This window comes from Blautia stercoris, assembly GCF_054657695.1.
On sequence record NZ_BAAHYF010000002.1, the window covers coordinates 57,501 to 78,342 of the forward strand.

The window sequence follows — 20,842 nt, forward strand, 5'->3', positions numbered from 1 at the left end:
AGAAGAAAGAAAACTCGATTTCCTAAGTAGCGGCGAGCGAACGGGAAAGAGCCCAAACCAGTGTGCGTGCATGCTGGGGTTCGGACTGCAAAATTGATTCCTTGATTCTACCAGAATGGTTTTGGGAAAGCCAGCCAGAGAGGGTGAAAGCCCCGTATGGGAAAGGAAAGAGGACAAGGCAGGATCCAGAGTACCACGAGACACGAGAAACCTTGTGGGAAGAAGCGGGGACCACCCCGTAAGGCTAAATACTCCTTAGTGACCGATAGTGCATAGTACTGTGAAGGAAAGGTGAAAAGGACCCCGGGAGGGGAGTGAAAGAGAACCTGAAACCCTGTGTTTACAAGCTGTGGAACCGCTTTATATGCGGAACCGCGTACTTTTTGTAGAACGGTCCGGCGAGTTGTGCATGCTGGCAAGGTTAAGCGCTAAAGGCGTGGAGCCGTAGGGAAACCAAGTCTGAATAGGGCCAGAGTCAGTATGTGCAGACCCGAAACCGGGTGATCTATCCATGTCCAGGTTGAAGCTGCCGTAAGAGGCAGTGGAGGACCGAACCCACATCCGTTGAAAAGGGTGGGGATGAGGTGTGGATAGGGGAGAAATTCCAATCGAACCCGGAGATAGCTGGTTCTCCTCGAAATAGCTTTAGGGCTAGCCTCGATAGAGATACATGGAGGTAGAGCACTGAATTTCCTAGGGGGCGTCAAAGCCTACCGAAGAATATCAAACTCCGAATGCCATGGAATTGATTATCGGGAGTCAGACTATACGAGATAAGTTGGATAGTCAAAAGGGAAAGAGCCCAGACCTCCAGCTAAGGTCCCAAAGTACGTGTTAAGTGGAAAAGGATGTGGGATTTCGAAGACAACCAGGATGTTGGCTCAGAAGCAGCCATACATTCAAAGAGTGCGTAATAGCTCACTGGTCGAGAGGTCCTGCGCCGAAAATGTCCGGGGCTAAAACACGACACCGAAGCTGAAGAATGTATTAAATACATTGGTAGAGGAGCATTGAATACGGGAAGAAGCAGTACCGAAAGGAGCTGTGGACTGTATTGAAGAGAGAATGCCGGAATGAGTAGCGAGAATAAGGTGAGAATCCTTATGGCCGAATATCTAAGGTTTCCAGGGTAAAGCTGATCTGCCCTGGGTAAGTCGGGACCTAAGGCGAGGTCGAAAGACGTAGCCGATGGACAACAGGTTGAGATTCCTGTACTGCGTTAGAACAGAACTGTGGGGACACGTGTGGAGAGCACAACCCGGGAATGGAATCCCGGGGCAAGCGAAGGAGGAGTCACATAGGAAAAACCGTGTGGCAATCCAAAGGCGTGATGCGGACCGAACTAGAGTAGGGAAGTGTGTGAGCCATGCGTCAAGAAAAGCCGCTATTGTTTGTAACGTACCCGTACCGTAAACCGACACAGGTGGATGAGGAGAGAATCCTAAGGCCGACGGAAGAAGCATTGCCAAGGAACTCGGCAAAATGACCCCGTAACTTCGGGAGAAGGGGTGCCCGTGTAAAAGCGGGCCGCAGAGAATAGGCTCAAGCAACTGTTTAGCAAAAACACAGGTCTATGCGAAACCGAAAGGTGAGGTATATGGGCTGACGCCTGCCCGGTGCTGGAAGGTTAAGAGGAGATGTCAGGAAACGAAGCATTGAATTTAAGCCCCAGTAAACGGCGGCCGTAACTATAACGGTCCTAAGGTAGCGAAATTCCTTGTCGGGTAAGTTCCGACCCGCACGAAAGGCGTAATGATTTGAGCGCTGTCTCGGCAATGCATCCGGTGAAATTGAAGTACCAGTGAAGATGCTGGTTACCTGCGCCAGGACGGAAAGACCCCATGGAGCTTTACTCCAGTTTGGTACTGGGATTCGGTATTGCATGTACAGGATAGGTGGGAGACTGAGAGGTAGTGACGCCAGTTGCTACGGAGTCGATGTTGGGATACCACCCTTGCAGTATTGGGTTTCTAACCAGCCGCCGTGACCCGGCGGTGGGACAATGCCAGGCGGGGAGTTTGACTGGGGCGGTCGCCTCCGAAAGGGTATCGGAGGCGCCCAAAGGTTCCCTCAGAATGGACGGAAACCATTCGAAGAGTGCAAAGGCAGAAGGGAGCTTGACTGCGACACCGACGGGTGGAGCAGGTACGAAAGTAGGGCTTAGTGATCCGGTGGTATTAAGTGGGAATGCCATCGCTCAACGGATAAAAGCTACCCTGGGGATAACAGGCTTATCACTCCCAAGAGTTCACATCGACGGAGTGGTTTGGCACCTCGATGTCGGCTCATCGCATCCTGGGGCTGTAGTAGGTCCCAAGGGTTGGGCTGTTCGCCCATTAAAGCGGTACGCGAGCTGGGTTCAGAACGTCGTGAGACAGTTCGGTCCCTATCCGGCGTGGGCGTAGGATATTTGAGAGGAGCTGTCCTTAGTACGAGAGGACCGGGATGGACAGGCCGCTGGTGTATCTGTTGTAGTGCCAACTGCATGGCAGAGTAGCCAAGCCTGGAAGGGATAAACGCTGAAGGCATCTAAGCGTGAAGCCCCCCTCAAGATGAGATATCCCATTCGAAAGAAGTAAGACCCCTTGAAGACGACGAGGTAGATAGGGCAGAGGTGGAAGTGCAGCAATGTATGGAGCTGACTGCTACTAATCGGTCGAGGGCTTGACCAGAAGCTGAGAAATCAGTGGAGCGGCAAGTGTCTGCATGGTTTCGGTTTTGTATATGTAGTTTTGAAGATATATTCTTCATAAGGCCCAGTGGCTCAGTTGGTTAGAGCGCCGCCCTGTCACGGCGGAGGTCGAGAGTTCGAGTCTCTTCTGGGTCGTTGTTTCCGAAAGGAAACGAAAAGAATAATGGGATCTTAGCTCAGCTGGGAGAGCATCTGCCTTACAAGCAGAGGGTCACAGGTTCGAGCCCTGTAGGTCCCATTTATTTTAAAAATTAATATGGGCGATTTCCCGAGTGGCCAAAGGGGACAGACTGTAAATCTGCTGGCAACGCCTTCGGTGGTTCGAATCCACCATCGCCCATTGAAAGTACCGATGAGGTGCGATTCTATTCATTGATTTATGCCGATGTGGCTCAATTGGCAGAGCAGCTGATTTGTAATCAGCAGGTTATCGGTTCGAGTCCGATCATCGGCTTTTAAATTAATAACGCGGGGTGGAGCAGTCTGGAAGCTCGTCGGGCTCATAACCCGAAGGTCACAGGTTCAAATCCTGTCCCCGCTACTCAATTTAATTTTATTAGGCCCAGATAGCTCAGTTGGTAGAGCAGAGGACTGAAAATCCTCGTGTCGCTGGTTCGATTCCGGCTCTGGGCATTTTTCCTGCGAATAGTCAGGATGAAATTATTGAAATATGGAGCATTAGCTCAGTCGGTAGAGCACTTGACTTTTAATCAAGTTGTCCGGGGTTCGAATCCCCGATGCTTCACTGCTTAAAAGATTGAAATCTCTTATCAAGATTTCAATCTTTTTTTGTTGCGTTTTTGCAGGGGAAATTGCGTTTCACGCACTAAAAGAAGCAAAAAACAAACCGGTAATACCAATTCATAAAAAAAGTATAAAATACTTTTTCATATTTCTTTCATTATTTGAACACAAAATCATCACAATTTCTGTGTATATTATTACTTGAACAAAGCCAATAAGACTTTTTTCAAAAATCTTTTTCTTTTTCATATGCCGATATTTCCCTTATATCGGCTCTCCTTCTTTTTTATAAAGTAGACGTGAAAAATAAGAGCCTTGAATCTATCCCCCCTCAAGATTCAAGGCTCTTGTTTTTTTTGTGTCATTTTTGAACGCAGATAAGCATTCCCCCACTTCAAGTGCGCAAAGCACTAAGCGGCGGGTGAGGGGGATGCTTCTGTCAGTGGGAGCTTTCAACTCCCACTGACAGATCGCAAAGCGACTGCGTTCATGAGCAAGTAGCGAAGCGGATTGCGAATGTCCGCTTTACCTGCTCGGCAACTACGTTACCAGAGCATCTAAAATTCTATAAAGCCGATTTGTATGGCGGATCTGCTGGATAGCTGCCAGCAGCTTTTTGCATTCCTCTTGGAATTGCATCTTTTGAAGTTTTCCAATCTGCATCTTTATTCTTATAATCGAATTTGTCACAGAACCATTCAAGGTCGTCAGTGACACGCTGCATGTTTTCGGTCATCAGTGGGAATAACGTTTCATAAAAATCCGATTTTTCTTTGTCTGATAAAATTGTTTCTGCATTTTCGACTAAATCAGCAAAATGCGGGAGACAGAATCCTTTACTTTTTTTGAAAAGCTCGACAAATTCAGGATTTTTTCGATAGAGTTCAAAGAACGTATCGAGGTAGCGCAAATAAGTATTTTTATAATAGTCACAGATATAGCAGCTTTCCTGCTGTGCTTTTGCCCAGACACCGATAGAAGTTTTTGGAGCATCCGTGGTAGACTGAGCCTTTTTAAAATGGCTGAACATAGAAGCTTTTGCAGGAGAAAACATTTTTATCTGTTGCTTTAATTCTTCGTTTTTCTTTTTGAAATGAGTGGTTAAAATCAGACCGCATCCTAAGCGGTTTCCATATTCAAACATCTTTTTATAATGTTCACGGCAAAATCCTGCTTTATCGGTTTCGGCACGGATATCATCTTCCATATAAGAAGCACCGGCGCCAAGTACAAAATCCATGGCATGCTGTTCCAGATTTCTTTCGATAAAGCAGAATGGGCACTCATCACCGGCATTAAAAGCATCCATTAAAGGAATGGTATAAATTTGTTCTTTCATAATCAGGCAATCCTTTCGTTGGTCTTATATTTTCTTTACTTGATATTAATTTTACAGTATTATGATGTTAGGGTCAAAATACTTTTTGAGTCTTATATATACTATAAGGGAAGGAGTGAGCGAAAATGAGAGGAGATTGTCTGATGATGATTATTTTAGCTGCAGTAGTTGTAGTGATTGGTTTATATCTTGTTATCTGGGGAAAGCCAAGTATGATTCGTGAGAGATTTTCAAAAGGTGTGTCACCGGAGAACGAAAGAAAATTTATGATGGCAACAGGTGGTGCAATTGCAGTTATCGGCATTGATATGATGGTGCTTGGATTTTTAGATTCCATGAATAAATTAGACAGCGGAAATAAGCTGATAATTCTTGCAATTGGAATCGTTGTATTTGTAGGTCTGATTATCTATGGACAGAAGAAGTTTCGTCGATAATTGTCGATAACTGTGTAAGATTAAGAGAAAAATAAGATGTCAGTGGCAGGATATGTCTGAAAGTGGTACAATAAAAGAAATATAATACCAAGAAAGGCGATATGAGAAATGGGAAAAGAGCTACACATCGAAACAAAATGCTTACATTCCGGTTGGAAACCAAAGAAAGGCGAACCGAGAATGATGCCGATTTATCAAAGCACAACATTTAAATATGATACATCTGAAGAAATGGGACGCTTATTTGATTTAAAGGATGAAGGATATTTTTATACCAGACTTCAGAATCCGACAAATGATATGGTAGCGGAGAAAATTACAGATCTGGAAGGCGGAGTGGCCGGAGTTTTAACTTCATCCGGACAGGCGGCAAACTTTTATGCGGTCTTTAATATCTGCGAAGCCGGAGACCATGTGATTTGTGCTTCTGCAATTTATGGCGGAACCTTGAATCTGCTTGGCGTAACAGCAAAGAAAATGGGAATCGAATGTACTTTTATAGATGCGGATGCACCGGCAGAAGAATTAGAAAAAGCATTTCAGCCAAATACGAAAGCTGTTTTTTCAGAGACAATTTCCAATCCTGCATTGGTTGTGCTTGATATTGAAAAAATGGCAAAACTTGCGCATGAACATGGAGTCCCGCTTATTGTAGATAATACATTTGCTACTCCGGTAAATTGTAAACCGTTTGAATGGGGCGCAGACATTGTCACTCATTCTACGACAAAATATATGGATGGACATGCAATGCAGGTTGGTGGTGCAATTATTGACAGTGGAAAGTTTGACTGGGACGCTTATGGAGAAAAATTCCATGGGCTGACAAGACCGGATGAATCTTATCATGGTATTGTGTATACAGAGCATTTTGGAAAATCTGCTTACATTGCAAAAATTAATGCACAGTTAATGCGTGATTTAGGTTCAATTCCGTCTCCGATGAACTGCTTTTTATTAAATGCAAGTCTGGAATCACTTCCGCTTCGTGTGGAGAGACATTGTTATAATGCGCAGAAAGTTGCAGAATTTTTAGATGCGCATGAGTTAGTCGGTCATGTAAATTATGCGGGACTTCCAAATGATAAATATCATGAACTGGCGAAAAAGTACATGCCAAACGGAACCTGCGGAGTCATTTCATTTGAATTAAAAGCAGGAAGAGAAGCGGCTGTTAAATTTATGGACAGCTTAAAACTGGCATCTATTGTGACACACGTTGCAGATGCAAAGACAAGTGTTTTACACCCGGCAAGTCATACTCACAGACAGTTAAATGACGAACAGCTCAAGGCAGCAGGAATTTCTCCGGGATTGATTCGTCTTTCTGTCGGAATTGAAAATGTAGAAGACATTATCGATGACCTTGCACAGGCATTGGAGGAAAGTAAGACATTATGAAATCATTTCAGATAACCGAATGGTGTCATGAATTGTTTTTAATGCAGGCAGTGACAGGCGGAACGTATATTGATGCAACAATGGGAAATGGACACGATACGCTGTTTTTATGTGAGCTTGCAGGGAAAGAGGGACAGGTGCTTGCATTTGATATTCAGAAGCAGGCACTTGAATCAACAAGAGCATTATTAAAATCAGAGGGGATGGAGCAGAAGGCAAGATTAATACTGGACAGTCATGAAAATATGGCAAAGTATGCAGATGAGGCTTCTGTGGACGGTATTTGCTTTAATTTCGGATATTTGCCGGGAAGTGACCATTCTCTTGCTACGAAGCCTGAAAGCAGTAAAAACGCCGTTATAGAGGGTCTGAGACTGCTTAAAAAAGGTGGAGTGATGAGTCTTTGTATTTACAGCGGAGGAGAGACCGGATTTGAGGAAAGGGATACACTTTTAGCGTATTTAAAGAGCCTTGATGAAAAAAAATATCTGGTGATTGTGAGTGCTTATTACAACCGCAAAAATAATCCACCGATTCCGGTACTGATTATAAAAAAATAATGAGGCTTAGTTAAATTTTGAAATTATAAGAATATGAATAGGACAGGGAAGTTTTGTCATAAGAATAAACAAAAGAGGTCTGGGTTTTATAAATTTATGAAAAAGAAAATAAAATCCGGAGTATGCCTTTTGTTTTTTATGGCAGGGCTTCCTTGTTTGATTGTTGTCTTGATATTGGGAATCAAAGAATGTCCACCGGTCAGAAATGAAACGGATTTTGAAGATTACATAGCAGTTTTAACGGCAATGCAGATAGACTGGGAAGCTCCGAAGGAGAGCATTAAGGCGCAGACTGTGATTGCACGTGGAAATTTTTATCTGCAGTGGGAAAAAGGAGAAGAAAAGCAGAAAGCAGAAGAGGCAGCAAAATATTTAAAAGCGAAAAGAAGAATTCCATTTTTTTTAGAGCGATTTCATGTATTTTTAGAATCAGCAGAGGAAACGAGAGGAAAAGTGCTGGCTTTGAATCATGAGGTAAAACAGATTCCATTTTATGCAGTGGGAACAGAACGAAGCAGAGATGGAAAGGAACTTCTGGGTGAAAATTTTGCTTATTTGATTTCTGTAGACACGATTCAGGATAAGAAGAGTCCATTTTATGTCAATGGATGTTATTTTGAGTTAAAAGAGTTTCGCAGATTAATAAAAAAAGAATATGCAGGATTTGAAATTAAAGATGCCGGGGAGATTAAAATCAAAGAAACAGATCGTTTGGGGTATGTGTTGGAGATTCAGGCAGGGAATCAGGACTTTCAAGGGGAAGAAATGCGTGAACTTCTAAAGCTTCCTTCTTCCTGTTTTATTGTACAGACAGATAAGGAAATGATTCGTTTTTTATGCAGGGGAGTCGGACATGGACTGGGACTCAGCCAGTGGACGGCTGGAAAAATGGCGGAGGAAAACAAGCAGTATCAGGAAATTTTAAACTATTTTTTTCCGGGTTTAGAATTAATAGAAGTAGAGATGCAAAAAAATGAATAACTTCTCATATTTTGGCAATCCTATAGATGAAAACAAGAAGGGGCGGATGCTCCATATAGGTTGAGGTGAAAATATGAGAAGAAAAAACAGAACCCATCTTGCTTTAGGACTGATGCTGATGGCAGTAATTGCAGGTACTTGTACGGTGGTTTATCAGTCCGGAAGTAAAAATGTACCAAATGAAAAAGAATTTGTCTTAAATGAGGGCGATTCCATTGATGAGGCAATGAAAACAGAGGAAAAAGAAACTACGGAAGAAAACCGGAATTCAGAAACACAGAATCCAGAATCGAAGGATCCAGAAACACAGGATGTAAATACTTCACAGGTAGAGGGAGAAAGAGTAATGGAAGAAGAAACAGAAGAACCGGAAGAAGCGGAAAATACAGACGAGGCAGAGCAAAATATAGAAACACAAATAAAGGAAGAAGAGTCTGTTGAAACTCAGACAGAAGCTGTGCAATCAATACCGGAAGTGAATTTTACGGAAAGTTCGCTGATGCAGTGGCCGGTAGAAGGACAGGTGCTTTTGGATTATAACATGGATCATACGATTTATTTTCCGACGTTAAATGAATACCGCTACAGTCCGGCAATTGCAGTTGGGGCAGGCGTGGGAACACCGGTGCTTGCAGTTGCAAATGGAAAGGTTGTTTCTGTTGTAAATAACGAAGAAACCGGACTTACCATGACCGTTGATTTGGGGAATGGCTATCAGGCAGTTTATGGACAGTTAAAAGAGACAGCATTTGAGCCGGAAAGCTATATGGAAGCCGGAGCAACATTGGGTTATGTGAGTGAACCGACGAAGTACTACAGCAAAGAAGGTTCTAATTTATATTTTGCAATGACAAAGGATGGAGTAGCGGTTGACCCGCTGGAATATCTGCCATAAAAACAGAACAGGAAATACCGCGTAAAGATTCACATTTGAAGCACAGAGGAGTATAATAAAGTATGCGGAAAAGAAAATCCGCAGCCGATTCAATTTAGACTATAAAAAAGTGAAAATTTTTTGAGTGAAATACTTCTTAAAATCGGCGGCTTAAAAATAGAAGGGTGCTGTTTTGTCAGTGCCCATTACATAAAAGGAATTTGTGAAATGGAAAATCAGGAGAGTGCCAACTATACGTATATTTTAAGGTGTAAGGATGACAGTCTTTATACAGGGTGGACAAACAATCTGGAGAAGCGGATTCAGAATCATAATGCCGGAAAAGGCGCAAAGTATACAAGGGCAAGACGCCCGGTGGAGCTGGTCTATTATGAAAGATTTTTGACCAGGCAGGAAGCAATGAGAAGAGAGTGGGAAATCAAACAGCTTGCAAGAAAGGACAAGCTTAAATTAATTGAAAAAAATTTTAAAAATATACTTGACTAAAATTGTTAAGTATGATATATTTTAATCACAGTAACAATTACTGTTATCAAAGTAAGAATTAAAGGGGGTATGAAATGCGATGGCTACATTGAAATACAGCCGTCAGAGGGAATCCATTCGAGAGTTTGTAAAAGCCTCAAAAGAGCATCCGACTGCTGATGATGTATATGCGTCAATTCGTAAAGAGTATCCCAATATCAGTCTTGGCACGGTATATAGAAATCTTTCGCTCTTAGTGGAATTAGATGAAATTGTAAAAGTTCCGACAGGAGACGGACCGGATCGCTTTGATGGAAATGCAAAACCGCATAGTCATTTCATCTGTACCAGATGCCATAATATTTTTGATATTGAAGATGAGCATCTGACAGGTCTTACAGAACGGATTGCCAAAAACTTTGATGGTGAAATCCACGGACATAGAACTACATTTTATGGAATCTGTAAGGAGTGTCTGGAAAACAAAAGTCAGGAATTAAAAAAGAAAAAAACTAGTTGACAAAAAAAGTCAAGTATGTTATATTAAAACAGTAATAATTATTGTTATTAAAAATCTAAAAAATAAATTATCAATTAGAAAAGGAGAAAACGATTATGAAAAAATTTGTATGTAGTGTGTGTGGATATGTTTATGAAGGCGAAGCAGCACCGGAAAAATGTCCAGTATGTGGCGTTGGCGCTGACAAATTTGTAGAACAGAAAGAAGACGAAATGAGCTGGGCAGCAGAACACGTAGTTGGTGTTGCAAAAGGCGTAAGCGAAGATATCTTAGCAGACTTAAGAGCAAACTTTGAAGGTGAATGTTCTGAAGTTGGTATGTACCTGGCTATGGCAAGAGTTGCTCATAGAGAAGGATATCCGGAAATCGGTTTATACTGGGAAAAAGCAGCTTACGAAGAAGCAGAACATGCAGCAAAATTCGCTGAATTATTAGGTGAAGTTGTAACAGACAGCACAAAGAAAAACCTGGAAATGCGTGTTGCAGCAGAAAATGGTGCTACAGCCGGTAAATTTGACCTGGCAAAACGTGCAAAAGCAGCAAACTTAGATGCAATCCATGATACTGTTCATGAAATGGCAAGAGACGAAGCTAGACACGGAAAAGCATTTGCTGGACTGTTAAAGAGATACTTTGGATAATTTATAAGCCTGAAATAAGAAGTAATAAAAAAAGAAGTACGGAATGAAGAAATTCTTCAATTCGTACTTCTTTTTTTATTACTTCTGTTTTGTCAAAATAAGTCGATTACTTCTCTCAAAAATTACTTGCAAAAAGAAGAAATAAGTAGTATTATATTTCGTAACAAGTAGTAATTAAAACTACATAAAATAATAAACAATACTAATCATATAATTTTGCAGAACAGAGAGGAGTGTTTTGTATGAAATTTAAAATAAAAGATCCTGGAAGTGCAATTACTCATTTTATTGCATGTGTGATGGCAGTACTTGCGGCTGCCCCGCTGCTTTTAAAGGCAGCAAGAGAACCGGATAAGATTCACCTGATTGCGATGAGCATTTTTATTCTGAGTATGATTCTGTTGTATGCAGCGAGTACAATTTATCACACAGTGGATTCAACTGAGAAAGTAAACCGCAGACTTAGAAAAATGGATCACATTATGATTTTCTTTTTAATTGCCGGGAGCTATACTCCTGTCTGCCTGATTGCACTTCATGGAAAAACAGGAACGATTCTTTGTATTGCGGTATGGTCAGTAGCAATAGTTGGAACGATTGTGAAGGCATGCTGGATTACCTGTCCAAAATGGTTTTCTTCTGTGATTTATATCGCAATGGGCTGGTTGTGTGTATTTGCTTTTATTCCGATTGTAAAAGCACTCAATCCGGCAGGATTTGGCTGGCTGTTGGCAGGTGGAATCATTTATACTGTTGGTGGAGTGATTTATGCACTCAAAGTACCGTTATTTAATGCAAAGCATAAAAATTTCGGCTCTCATGAAATTTTCCATCTGTTTGTGATGGGGGGAAGTATCTGCCATTTTATTGTGATGTATTTATTTATTGCAAATATGCCGATTTAAGTTGATATCGTTTGATGATCTGTATCGAAAAAAGGACGGAGCTTTTGAAGCTTCGTCCTTTTGGTATAGAGAAGAGATTAGAATTTTTCTTTACTGATTTTATCAATTACTTCGCTTGCTGTCTCGTATACACCAGGGAAGGTACTGATTCCAAGACCCTGTGTGATACAAGGAATAAAGAATTTTGTACCGTTTTCTTCGCAGACACGGCGTACTTCTTTTTCAACCAGTTCCGGTGTCCAATCCGGACGGTCAACAGAGGCACTGTCAATTCCACCCATGATGGTAATTTTGTCTCCGTATTTTTGGATTAATTCTGGAATATTGTTGGAGCTCATGGTTCCCTGCCAGATATCGATTCCCATATCAATCATGTAAGGAACTAAAGTTGCCGCATAAGAATCGGAGTGGTGTACGATTAGCTCAACACCATGAGATTTATAATAGCCGTAAATTTTTTTGTAGGATGGCAGAATAAATTCTTCAAACATATCAGGAGAAATAAAAGTAGAATTCTGGCTTCCCCAGTCATCGTGATGGAAGAGTGCATCCGGTTTAATATATTTACAGATTTTTTCTGCATATTCGAGTTCCCATTCTGTTAAGTAATCAATTAATTCCTGAGTATATTCCGGTTCTTCATAAAAATTAATTAATGCATTCTGGATTTCCTGAAGATAATGACATTGTTCAAAAATTCCGGGAGCAATAAACTGTGTCACAAAATATTCATTTCGGTCGATTTTTTCTGCTTCTTTGATAAAAGGTTCCCACTCGGCATCGGAATAATCCAGACGTGGTGCATGAACAGTTTCACGCCATTTTGTAATATCTTTACATACAATGTGTTCTTCATCATGAATCGGGAATGCGCCAGGTGTGCCTTCCGGCCATACTTTTGTGATACCCCATGCATTTTTAACCGGTGGTTTTCCATATTCCGGAGCAGGGTCATGCATGCTGTGTGGGTTGTTGAATAACATAGCAAATGCTTCATACTGATTCACATAGCGGTCTGGTTTTCCGCCATGGATGGTTTCTAATAAGTTCTGACGTTTAGTTAACATAAAAAAACCTCCTTTATTTGTTACGTTCGTTATTCTTTTTTTACTTTTTTTAACCAAATCAAGGAAGTCCTCTGCTTCAATTGCAAAAAGCAATAAGCAGGGGTGGGGACTTGCTTGTATCAGGAGGGGGCAAGCCCCTTCTGATAAGCTGCGTAGCAGCTATTTGGTTATGAGCAAGTAGCGAAAGCGGATTGCGAATATCCGCTTGACTTCGTTCTCTTAAGATAGTTTTATCATAGCAGGAATTTATGAAATCGTAAATCCGATGAAATAATTGACTTTTAGAGGGTGTGACACTACACTTTGTAGTATGGAGGAAATGTACTATGAAGCTTACATTTAACGAAATTTATTATCATCTGAAAAAGTTATTTTTGATTCGCAGAATTTCCTGTAATCCAAAGAAAATTCTTGTAGAAAAGCCACTTTATTACAGGAAAGGGGAGAATCTTTCAGGGCATATCGTGTTAGTGGAAAATGAAAAACTTGAGAAAATCACGTTGGACTCTCCCGCTTTAAAAGATTGTGTTTTTATCTGTTTTGGAGAGGTAGACACTATATTTTGCAGGACAGATAGAGATTTAATCATACTGGATAAAGAAGTGGAAAGAGAGGAAGTTTTCAACCGGCTTCAGGAAATCTTTTTTTATTTTGAAAAGTTTGAAAAATCGGTTATAGATGTGTTTATGGAAAATCTTGATTTTACACACTTGATGAGTTGCTGCGAAAAGATTTTTGAAACACCGGTGGCACTGACAGATGAGAAGTTTGCTTATGTTGCAGCCGTGGATAGAGATGGATATTTTGTACCATTCAAAAATTCTCAAAATGCGTTGGATTTAAAATTTGTCAGTGAATTTATCTGCGATTTTTCTTACGAAAACACCATTAAATTAAAAGGTGTATATAGTTATAGTTTAGAACAGGGAACTTATTTATGTAAAAATATTTTTTTTGAAGGGACTTATGTAGGAAAACTTACGGCACTTTCCTCGAGTTTTCCACTGAAAAACGATTATCATAAGGATTTATTGGAACTGCTTGCAGATTATGTAGAAAAAATGTATGCACGTTATGGTTCTTTTAATCAATCGGATGTGTCAATGGATGAATTACATCGGGTGATGAAACAATGTCTGGATGGAAAAAGCTGTCCGGAGAAGAAGTGGGACGTTGCATTTGAAAATGTTGGATGGAAAAAAGGGGAACATTTCTGTTTGATTGAGCTTCGTTCTAAATGCAGACGAGACAGGGAATTATTTGAACGTTATCTTTGTCCGGAAATGGAACGCAGATGGAAAGATACATGCTGTGTGATTGCAGATAGAGGTCTGTATGTTTTGTTAAATACTTCAAGAAGTCCAATGGTGGATTTTCAGTCAGACCTTGCTTATTTTTTGAGAGAGAATCTGCTGACTGCCGCATCGAGCCGTGAATTTACCAAGACAGAACGCTTTATGTCTGCGGTCAGACAGACGGAGATAGGATTTGAACTGGGGATGAAGAGAAATCCGGAACAGTGGAATTATCGGTTTGATGAGTATGCATTGATGTATCTGATGATGCATGGAGCGGAGGAATTTCTTTCGGAAGAAGTAGATTCCCTGGCACTGCAAAAGCTGATGGAGCATGACAGACAGATGGGGACACAGTATTATAAGACATTGGAATGTTATGTGAAATGTCGTTATAATGCGGCTCATACGGCAAAAGAACTGTTTATTCACAGGAGCACATTTTTGAATCGGTTAGAACGAATCAAGGAGCTGACAAAATTAGACCTGGATGATTTTGCATCCAGGCTGTATGTGGAACTCTCGGTTTATCGAAGAGAAGAAAAAAAGTATCTGGATCATTAATTTTTTTCTGCTTCCTGTTCGAGCAGACGAAGAGAGAGATTCAGGTAAAAAATCTCGTCGGGGTCGTCTAAATTAGAATCTAAAATAGATTTTATTTTCTCAAGCCGGTAGAGAAACGTACTTCTGTGGATAAAAAGTTCATTTGCAGTCTGCGTGGCATTTAAATTTTGTTCGAGATAGATTTTTAAAGTCAGCACATATTCCGAGTTTTGTTTCTGGTCAAGTGCCTGGAGTTTTAACAGATTTTCATAGCAAATCATAGAAGCGGGAAGTCGGCGGGTACATTGCTCTAAAATATAAGGGAGAGCGATATTGTTAAAATGATGAATCCATACATAAGGTTTTTTTCGACTGCCGACATCAAGTGCTGTTTTCGCCTGTACATACTGACGTCTTAGATTCATGTGTCCGGTCATGGCACGGCTGTATCCGGCTTTTAAGAAACTGTCTCGGATAAAATAAGTCAGTTTTGAAGCAATTTCATCACTGCCTGCATGTAAAAGTGAAAGATTAAAAAATGTGACGATTTCATCTTTGAATAAAAAAGAAGAGCAGTCCGGAAAATGATTTTCCATGTAGTTACAAATGGCGCGTGTAGTCATATTTTTCTGATCCAGATAGGTGGTCTGATAGACAAGGCAGAGATATTCATGCCGGGTGTTCCAGCCAAGAGAAGAAAGCTGATGACTGATATCGAGATAGTCTGCACTTCTATCAGAAAGTGTTGTCTGAAGAATACGATGCAAATCATTTGCTTGTCCGGAAATCGGAATATGTTGATGATAGAGCAGATATTCAACATAACCGGCAAGATGGGAGAGCAGACAATATTCGCCCCTGGTAATGGGTTTTTGTGCTTCATAGAGGATAAGCCGGTGGGTAGGAACTCCATTTTGAAAAATGTTCATGGTGAGAGTAGAAATTCCTGTGATATATCCTGGAAAGAAAAACGGAGTCGGACTGTTACAGAAAGACTGATAGGTCTCGTCCTGTGTAAGCGCATTGATGTAATCAATATTTGGTTCTTTATCTGAAAAAATTCTGGATTTTTCCGGGATTTTTTCTTCTCCGGTCTCGGCAATCAGGGAAAAATCCACGCTGATTACAGAAAGTGGATTTTGAAAAATTTTGAGAGCATTGTGAAGAAGCAGAGTAATATCATCATTTTTTAATAAAAAAGTATTTAATTCGTTACTCCAGTCATCATAAAAATCAAAGATGTCCTGCAGAAAATTTAAAACACTGCTTAAAGATGTATTTTCAGAAAGAACGACATAAGGAAAGACAGCAGAGGAAAGTTTTTGAACGTCGCCCCTGGTACCGGTTAAAACTAAAAAATGTTCTTCAAAAATATGAGGAATAAATTCTTCTAAGCGTTTTCCGTGGGCAAGGCAGACATGACCCGGGGTGATTCCCTTGGATTTATCGAGGGGTTCATAAATCGGTCGGGAATCGATAAGCGGTTTGGAATCATATAAAAAAGGGCGCAAAAATCCATCCGCACTTGATAAATTTCCGTAAGCGGTTATTGTAAATTCGGTCTGTAATTTTTCAAAAAGAAGTTCAGTAGATAATTTCATAAAATTTAAGCTCCGTTGCTTGTTAAATAATAAAAGTTTTTGCTTTTTCGGCAGCTTCTATGGCACTGTCGCTATATGCGTCAGCTCCAAATTGTTTTGCAAGTTCTTCGGTTACAGCGCCGCCGCCAACCATAATTTTTAGTTTATGTTTTGGGTCATGTTTTCTTAATGATTTTACGACCTGTTGCATTTCAGGCAGTGCAGTGGTAAGCAGAGAAGAAATGCAGACGATAGAGGCATCCGGATTTTCTTTTACGGCTTTTAAAAATTGTTTTTCGGAAATATCGACGCCAAGGTCTATTACTTTGAATCCGGCACTTCGAAACATCAAAGCAACCAGATTTTTGCCAACATCGTGTAAATCTCCTTCTACAGTTCCAAGAATAATGGTTCCAAGCGATTCATCCTCCAGAGAACCGAATTTTTCCTGCAAAATATCATAGGCTTTTCTCACACTTCTGGCAGCAGATAAAATCCGCGGGATATCAGCATCATTATTTTTGTAGTATTCTCCGGCTGATTTCATTGCCGGAATCATTGCCTGGTCAATGATTTCCGAGGAGGAGAGGCCCTCTTCGAGACATTGGTAGACAAGAGCCTGTGCATCACGGGGATGTCCGACTTCGATGGCCTCTTTTAGCAGTTCAAGTGTAGTCATAAAAATTCCTCCTGTGTTTGTGTATTAAGTTCACTCTAGCAGATAACAGCTGGTGTAAGCGATGGTGCAGGGTCCATAATAATATTTTAAGTGATTTCTCTCGCAAATCTGAGTGACAAGCATGCCGTAGGCTTCCATGGAAGAAAATGATTTTCCCGGAAAACGGCAGGGAGCATCCGGATAGGTGCAGGTCTTGCATTTCGTACAGCATCCGGCTCCGACAGCGAGCATATCCGGCCAGACCTGCCTTAATATTTTTTCCATTTCATAAAAATGAGATTTATGCTGATGTTCAGTTTCCATCATGCCTTCACCATCAAGCTCGTCTTCTAAGTCCCCGACTGTCTGAACAATAATTCCGTGGGTGTAGCGCCCGATAATTTGACGACATTCCTCTAAACTTCCGCATCCGGGCGGACAGCTCCAGTTTTTCTCATACATGTGACAGGTATCAGCCTGACACATCTGGCGGACTTCAGGTAAAAGTTCAATGGTCTTACAGTCAAGGGGTACAATGTGGGTAAATCCCGTTTTGTGACCGATATCTTCTAATTCTTTGTAATTAATCATGAGAGATACACCTCTATTCGATTTATGTACTCTCGGAGTCTTATCGGCAAAGATAAAGATTCCGAGAGCATATATGTGTTAAGAAAAATCAGGAAATTCCAGATTATCGACAAAGCAGTCCTGAAAATCTTCCGATGCGGCAAGTTCAACGAATGAAATCTTTTTAGCAAGTTTGTCTGCGTATAAAAGTTCCTCTTCGTTAATCAATGCGATTTTTGCACCTTCTCCTGCAGCATTTCCAACTGGAACGATTTTATCTTTTAAGTGAAATGGAATCATTCCGATTTCACAGGCACTTTGTGGATTCATATAATTTCCAAAGGCTCCGGCTATGTATACTTTGGAAATCTGGTCTTCGGTGATTCCAAGTTCCTGTTCCAGACTTTCAATTCCGGCTGCAATGGCAGCCTTTGCAAGCTGTACTTCGCGGATATCTTTCTGGGTCAGATAGACACCGTTAAAATTCCGGCTTTCATCTGGTTCAATTAAAGTAAAAGAAGATTTGGACTGGATGAATTTTCCGGAAGAATCAATTAGATGATTCTTTAACAGTTCTGCAGTCAAATCAATCAATCCGGAACCACAGAGACCGAGCGGTTTTTCATTTTCAATTGTCGTGTATTTCAAATCACCGTTTTCAAAGTGTACATGGTCAACGGCACCAGCAGCGCCACGCATGCCGCACTCAATTTTAGCACCTTCAAAAGCAGGTCCGGCAGCAGTAGAACAGGTGACAAGGCGTTCTTCATTTCCAAGAACCATTTCACCATTGGTTCCAATGTCTATGGTGAGTGTGATTTCTTCTTTTAAGTCCGGGCGGGTACAGAGCAGACAGCCGATGGTGTCAGCTCCCACAAATCCTGCAATATCCGGTAACATGATAAGGCGTCCGTTTGGATGAATAGAAAGAGAAAAATCAGAGGCTTTTAAATCAAGCATCTGACTGACTGCCGGATTGTATGGTGCATGAACCAGAGATGCCGGAGAAATTCCAAGAAATAGATGGTGCATACAGGTATTTCCGGCAATGATGACCTGATAAATAAGATTTCGTTCAATCTCTGCTTCTTTTGTAAGCTGTCCAATCAGTTTGTTAATGGCAGTCTGGATACAACTGCTTAATTCTTTGGTTCCGTGTTCTAATGCATAGTTTGCACGCATGATAACATCCGCACCGAATTGAACCTGTGGATTCATGGTGCTTGCAACAGCGCACACTTTTCCCGTGGTCAGATTAATAAGATAGCCGACCACGGTTGTAGTTCCAATATCAAAAGCTGCACCATAAGGAATGACAGGAGCATTTTTTAAATCAAGCAGATGGTTCTTAAGGGTTACGGCATAAATCTTCTCTTTTTGCAACGTATAAATTTGTGAAACAAAGGTCAAGTCAGGTTCAAGGTATCTCATGTCAGTTCCGGAAACCTTTGTGAGTGCAGTAGTAAGGCGCTGCCAGTCAGAAGCATTTTCTCCGGGTTTTGCTTTTTCTAATTTGATTGCATGACAGGAGAGGGCAGGTTTTAAAAGAACCGGACGGGAAAAACCTTCATGGAGAATGGCATGCTTTGAAGTATGTTTCAGAGTTTCTATTTCTATGTCTGAATGAACTTTTGTCTGGCAGGCTTTTACAAGTTCGGATTTTTCCTGAACTCTTATTTGAACCAGACATTTTCCGCAAGTGCCCTGACCTCCGCAGGGGGCATCCGGTATAAGTCCTGCTTTGATTTCAGCTTCTAACAGGGTTGTATTTTCTGGTACCTGGATTACTTGATTTTCATTGATAAAGTGAATGTTAAAAAGTTTCAATAAAATTCCCCCAATAAATGTCAAAATAATAAATAAGGTTGAAATTGTCGTGCATTTTGTATCAATTATAGCAGAAATTAAAAAAACAGTAAATCTATCTAGGCAGTAAAAGTAGAAAAAGAGGCCATGAAAGTACATAGCCTCTTTTGGTAAAGTGTAAGGATTAAAAATGACAAACATCAAATAGAAATTAAGCTACCAGTTCTTTTGCCTTCTGTGCAGCACTTGCAGCATCCGGTGTGTAAGCATCTGCGCCGATTTCATTTGCAAATTCCTGAGTGATAGGAGCACCTCCAACCATAACTTTAATGTGAGAGCGGAAGTCTTCTGCATTTAAGGCTTCTACTGTAGATTTTAATGCAGGCATGGTTGTGGTAAGAAGTGCAGAACATCCGACAATTTTAACATCTGGATTTGCTTTAACGGTTTCGATGAATTTTTCAACCGGAACGTCAACTCCGAGGTCAATGACTTCAAATCCAGCACTTTCAATCATCATGGCAACCAGATTTTTTCCGATATCATGAAGGTCACCGGCAACAGTTCCAATAATTGCTTTTCCACAAACACCAGCGCTTCCGGAAGCAAGATGAGGTTTTAATACATCGACGCCTTTTTTCATTGCACGGGCTGCGACAAGCATTTCAGGTACAAAGATTTCATTTTTTTTGAAACGTTCACCGACGATACCCATTGCATTAATCATTCCATTTAAAATATCAGGAGCGGAACATCCTTCGTCTAAGGCTTCCTGAACAAGACCTGCAACTAATTTAGATTTTCCGGAAACAACTGCATTTTCAACATCTTGAAGTTTACTCATAGTGATACCTCCCTATTATTTCGATTGAATTAATTTTCCAATATATTTTCAAATGTTTAAAGTTAAGCCTTTGGTAATGGACCAATTAAGCCTTCTCTGTACGCTCCGATGTATTCCATACAAAATTCATCTTCACCAAGTAATGCTTCTGTTGCATAGGTAAGACCTAACATATCGCGGTTTGTCGGGTCCATAATTGCACTGTCGAGACCTGCATTCATTGCAAGAATTAAAAATCCGTAGTTAATCAGTTTACGAACCGGAAGATTAAAAGAAATGTTGCTGACAGCTGCTGTAATATGAATCGATGAATACTGTTTTCGGACAGTTTGTATGACTTCGATATTCATTGCAATTCCGTCTTCCGAAGTACAAAGCATTTCAACTAACGGGTCGATATGAATTCGGCTCGGATTGATATTATACTCTTTGGCTTTTGCCATGATTTTGTCAAAGACACGAAGACGGTCGGCTGCACATTTTGGGATACCGGTATCATCACTTAACAGTGCGATAACTTGCCAGTCTTTGTTTTCTTCCTGTGCCATAAGAGGAAAGATTTTGTCAATTTTATCGCCCTCTCCGGATACAGAATTAAAGATTCCGGGACGTTTGCAGAATTTATATGCCTGCGTTAAAACGTCAGCGCTTGGACTATCAACAGAAATCGGTAAATCGGTTACTTCCTGGATGCAGTCAATCATCCATTTTAAAGTTTCTACTTCTTCGGCTTCCGGAACAGATGCACAACAATCAATATATGTGGCATTTGCAGCAGCCTGTTTTCTTGCGCGTTCTTTGATAAATTCGGAATCACGTTCTGCGATTGCCTTTGCTACAGATGGAATGGAACCATTGATTTTTTCCCCAATAATAATCAAATGAAACACCTCCTGAAA

The 20,842-nt window shown here is 40.9% G+C and carries 18 protein-coding genes, 7 tRNA genes and 1 rRNA gene (1 of these 26 running past the window's edge); 18 read left to right on the top strand and 8 right to left on the bottom strand.

Annotated features, from left to right (window positions below):
- The 8 genes from ACYQ2D_RS10040 to ACYQ2D_RS10075 form a co-directional block, all read left to right on the top strand.
- Positions 1–2,672 (top strand): 23S ribosomal RNA (locus ACYQ2D_RS10040); it begins 215 nt to the left of the window's first position.
- Positions 2,673–2,753: 81 nt separating this feature from the next.
- Positions 2,754–2,827, top strand: a tRNA-Asp gene (locus ACYQ2D_RS10045).
- Between the two features lie 30 nt (positions 2,828–2,857).
- Positions 2,858–2,930 (top strand) — tRNA-Val (locus ACYQ2D_RS10050).
- A 20-nt stretch (positions 2,931–2,950) separates the two neighbouring features.
- Positions 2,951–3,032 (top strand) — tRNA-Tyr (locus ACYQ2D_RS10055).
- 41 nt (positions 3,033–3,073) lie between these two features.
- Positions 3,074–3,146 (top strand) — tRNA-Thr (locus tag ACYQ2D_RS10060).
- Positions 3,147–3,159: 13 nt separating this feature from the next.
- Positions 3,160–3,233 (top strand) — tRNA-Met (locus ACYQ2D_RS10065).
- 19 nt (positions 3,234–3,252) lie between these two features.
- Positions 3,253–3,325: transfer RNA gene (locus ACYQ2D_RS10070), tRNA-Phe, on the top strand.
- 39 nt (positions 3,326–3,364) lie between these two features.
- Positions 3,365–3,437, top strand: a tRNA-Lys gene (locus ACYQ2D_RS10075).
- Between the two features lie 564 nt (positions 3,438–4,001).
- Here the strand turns inward: ACYQ2D_RS10075 and ACYQ2D_RS10080 are convergent.
- Positions 4,002–4,775, bottom strand: a complete 774-nt coding sequence (locus ACYQ2D_RS10080; protein WP_117457537.1) for a DUF6062 family protein — start codon at positions 4,773–4,775, stop codon at positions 4,002–4,004.
- 125 nt (positions 4,776–4,900) lie between these two features.
- On the opposite strand from ACYQ2D_RS10080, the gene ACYQ2D_RS10085 reads away from it, so the two are divergent.
- From ACYQ2D_RS10085 to trhA, 9 genes are all read left to right on the top strand, one after another.
- Entirely contained in the window at positions 4,901–5,212 is a 312-nt protein-coding gene (locus ACYQ2D_RS10085; RefSeq protein ID WP_187559174.1) for a hypothetical protein, read from the top strand.
- A gap of 108 nt (positions 5,213–5,320) precedes the next feature.
- On the top strand, positions 5,321–6,613 hold the full coding sequence (locus tag ACYQ2D_RS10090; protein WP_022302789.1) for an O-acetylhomoserine aminocarboxypropyltransferase/cysteine synthase family protein: 1,293 nt from the start codon (positions 5,321–5,323) through the stop codon (positions 6,611–6,613).
- Positions 6,610–7,173, top strand: coding sequence for a tRNA 5-(aminomethyl)-2-thiouridylate-methyltransferase MnmM (mnmM, locus tag ACYQ2D_RS10095; protein WP_117457538.1), 564 nt, complete (start codon positions 6,610–6,612; stop codon positions 7,171–7,173). The genes ACYQ2D_RS10090 and mnmM overlap by 4 nt, the downstream gene beginning before the upstream one ends.
- 96 nt (positions 7,174–7,269) lie before the next feature.
- Positions 7,270–8,154, top strand: coding sequence for a SpoIID/LytB domain-containing protein (locus ACYQ2D_RS10100; protein ID WP_459785362.1), 885 nt, complete (start codon positions 7,270–7,272; stop codon positions 8,152–8,154).
- Between the two features lie 73 nt (positions 8,155–8,227).
- Positions 8,228–9,049, top strand: a complete 822-nt coding sequence (locus tag ACYQ2D_RS10105; protein WP_117457540.1) for a M23 family metallopeptidase — start codon at positions 8,228–8,230, stop codon at positions 9,047–9,049.
- A gap of 207 nt (positions 9,050–9,256) precedes the next feature.
- Positions 9,257–9,535, top strand: coding sequence for a GIY-YIG nuclease family protein (locus ACYQ2D_RS10110; RefSeq protein ID WP_459786164.1), 279 nt, complete (start codon positions 9,257–9,259; stop codon positions 9,533–9,535).
- A 79-nt stretch (positions 9,536–9,614) separates the two neighbouring features.
- Positions 9,615–10,034, top strand: coding sequence for a Fur family transcriptional regulator (locus ACYQ2D_RS10115; RefSeq protein ID WP_022302784.1), 420 nt, complete (start codon positions 9,615–9,617; stop codon positions 10,032–10,034).
- A gap of 95 nt (positions 10,035–10,129) precedes the next feature.
- Positions 10,130–10,675 (top strand): NADH peroxidase, encoded by a 546-nt coding sequence (locus ACYQ2D_RS10120; RefSeq protein WP_117457542.1) that lies wholly within the window; start codon positions 10,130–10,132, stop codon positions 10,673–10,675.
- Between the two features lie 242 nt (positions 10,676–10,917).
- Positions 10,918–11,580, top strand: coding sequence for a PAQR family membrane homeostasis protein TrhA (gene trhA, locus ACYQ2D_RS10125; RefSeq protein ID WP_117457543.1), 663 nt, complete (start codon positions 10,918–10,920; stop codon positions 11,578–11,580).
- Between the two features lie 77 nt (positions 11,581–11,657).
- Here the strand turns inward: trhA and ACYQ2D_RS10130 are convergent, their stop codons facing one another.
- On the bottom strand, positions 11,658–12,647 hold the full coding sequence (locus ACYQ2D_RS10130; protein WP_117457544.1) for a uroporphyrinogen decarboxylase family protein: 990 nt from the start codon (positions 12,645–12,647) through the stop codon (positions 11,658–11,660).
- A gap of 326 nt (positions 12,648–12,973) precedes the next feature.
- On the opposite strand from ACYQ2D_RS10130, the gene ACYQ2D_RS10135 reads away from it, so the two are divergent.
- Positions 12,974–14,506 carry a PucR family transcriptional regulator gene (locus tag ACYQ2D_RS10135; RefSeq protein WP_459785364.1) on the top strand — a complete coding sequence of 511 codons (1,533 nt, stop codon included), beginning with the start codon at positions 12,974–12,976 and terminating at the stop codon, positions 14,504–14,506.
- Here the strand turns inward: ACYQ2D_RS10135 and ACYQ2D_RS10140 are convergent.
- The 6 genes from ACYQ2D_RS10140 to ACYQ2D_RS10165 form a co-directional block, all read right to left on the bottom strand.
- Entirely contained in the window at positions 14,503–16,086 is a 1,584-nt protein-coding gene (locus tag ACYQ2D_RS10140) for a PucR family transcriptional regulator (RefSeq protein ID WP_459785365.1), read from the bottom strand. The two genes, ACYQ2D_RS10135 and ACYQ2D_RS10140, sit on opposite strands and share 4 nt — an antisense overlap.
- A 22-nt stretch (positions 16,087–16,108) precedes the next feature.
- A complete protein-coding gene (locus ACYQ2D_RS10145) occupies positions 16,109–16,744 on the bottom strand; it encodes a cobalamin B12-binding domain-containing protein (protein ID WP_022302778.1) in 636 nt (211 codons plus the stop codon).
- A 30-nt stretch (positions 16,745–16,774) separates the two neighbouring features.
- On the bottom strand, positions 16,775–17,314 hold the full coding sequence (locus tag ACYQ2D_RS10150; protein WP_372555640.1) for a DUF2284 domain-containing protein: 540 nt from the start codon (positions 17,312–17,314) through the stop codon (positions 16,775–16,777).
- A gap of 78 nt (positions 17,315–17,392) precedes the next feature.
- A complete protein-coding gene (locus ACYQ2D_RS10155) occupies positions 17,393–19,120 on the bottom strand; it encodes an ASKHA domain-containing protein (RefSeq protein ID WP_459785366.1) in 1,728 nt (575 codons plus the stop codon).
- Between the two features lie 190 nt (positions 19,121–19,310).
- Positions 19,311–19,943, bottom strand: coding sequence for a corrinoid protein (locus ACYQ2D_RS10160; protein WP_117457549.1), 633 nt, complete (start codon positions 19,941–19,943; stop codon positions 19,311–19,313).
- Positions 19,944–20,005: 62 nt separating this feature from the next.
- Complete coding sequence (locus ACYQ2D_RS10165) at positions 20,006–20,824, bottom strand: methyltetrahydrofolate cobalamin methyltransferase (protein WP_459785368.1); 819 nt, start codon at positions 20,822–20,824, stop codon at positions 20,006–20,008.
- Positions 20,825–20,842: the final 18 nt, after the last annotated feature.

Excerpts from the sequence above, each read along its gene's own strand:
- ACYQ2D_RS10080 (WP_117457537.1), bottom strand. The coding sequence starts at position 4,775 with ATGAAAGAACAAATTTATACCATTCCTTTAATGGATGCTTTTAATGCC.
- ACYQ2D_RS10085 (WP_187559174.1), top strand. The coding sequence starts at position 4,901 with ATGAGAGGAGATTGTCTGATGATGATTATTTTAGCTGCAGTAGTTGTA.
- ACYQ2D_RS10090 (WP_022302789.1), top strand. The coding sequence starts at position 5,321 with ATGGGAAAAGAGCTACACATCGAAACAAAATGCTTACATTCCGGTTGG.
- mnmM (WP_117457538.1), top strand. The coding sequence starts at position 6,610 with ATGAAATCATTTCAGATAACCGAATGGTGTCATGAATTGTTTTTAATG.
- ACYQ2D_RS10100 (WP_459785362.1), top strand. The coding sequence starts at position 7,270 with ATGAAAAAGAAAATAAAATCCGGAGTATGCCTTTTGTTTTTTATGGCA.
- ACYQ2D_RS10105 (WP_117457540.1), top strand. The coding sequence starts at position 8,228 with ATGAGAAGAAAAAACAGAACCCATCTTGCTTTAGGACTGATGCTGATG.
- ACYQ2D_RS10110 (WP_459786164.1), top strand. The coding sequence starts at position 9,257 with ATGGAAAATCAGGAGAGTGCCAACTATACGTATATTTTAAGGTGTAAG.
- ACYQ2D_RS10115 (WP_022302784.1), top strand. The coding sequence starts at position 9,615 with ATGGCTACATTGAAATACAGCCGTCAGAGGGAATCCATTCGAGAGTTT.
- ACYQ2D_RS10120 (WP_117457542.1), top strand. The coding sequence starts at position 10,130 with ATGAAAAAATTTGTATGTAGTGTGTGTGGATATGTTTATGAAGGCGAA.
- trhA (WP_117457543.1), top strand. The coding sequence starts at position 10,918 with ATGAAATTTAAAATAAAAGATCCTGGAAGTGCAATTACTCATTTTATT.
- ACYQ2D_RS10130 (WP_117457544.1), bottom strand. The coding sequence starts at position 12,647 with ATGTTAACTAAACGTCAGAACTTATTAGAAACCATCCATGGCGGAAAA.
- ACYQ2D_RS10135 (WP_459785364.1), top strand. The coding sequence starts at position 12,974 with ATGAAGCTTACATTTAACGAAATTTATTATCATCTGAAAAAGTTATTT.
- ACYQ2D_RS10140 (WP_459785365.1), bottom strand. The coding sequence starts at position 16,086 with ATGAAATTATCTACTGAACTTCTTTTTGAAAAATTACAGACCGAATTT.
- ACYQ2D_RS10145 (WP_022302778.1), bottom strand. The coding sequence starts at position 16,744 with ATGACTACACTTGAACTGCTAAAAGAGGCCATCGAAGTCGGACATCCC.
- ACYQ2D_RS10150 (WP_372555640.1), bottom strand. The coding sequence starts at position 17,314 with ATGATTAATTACAAAGAATTAGAAGATATCGGTCACAAAACGGGATTT.
- ACYQ2D_RS10160 (WP_117457549.1), bottom strand. The coding sequence starts at position 19,943 with ATGAGTAAACTTCAAGATGTTGAAAATGCAGTTGTTTCCGGAAAATCT.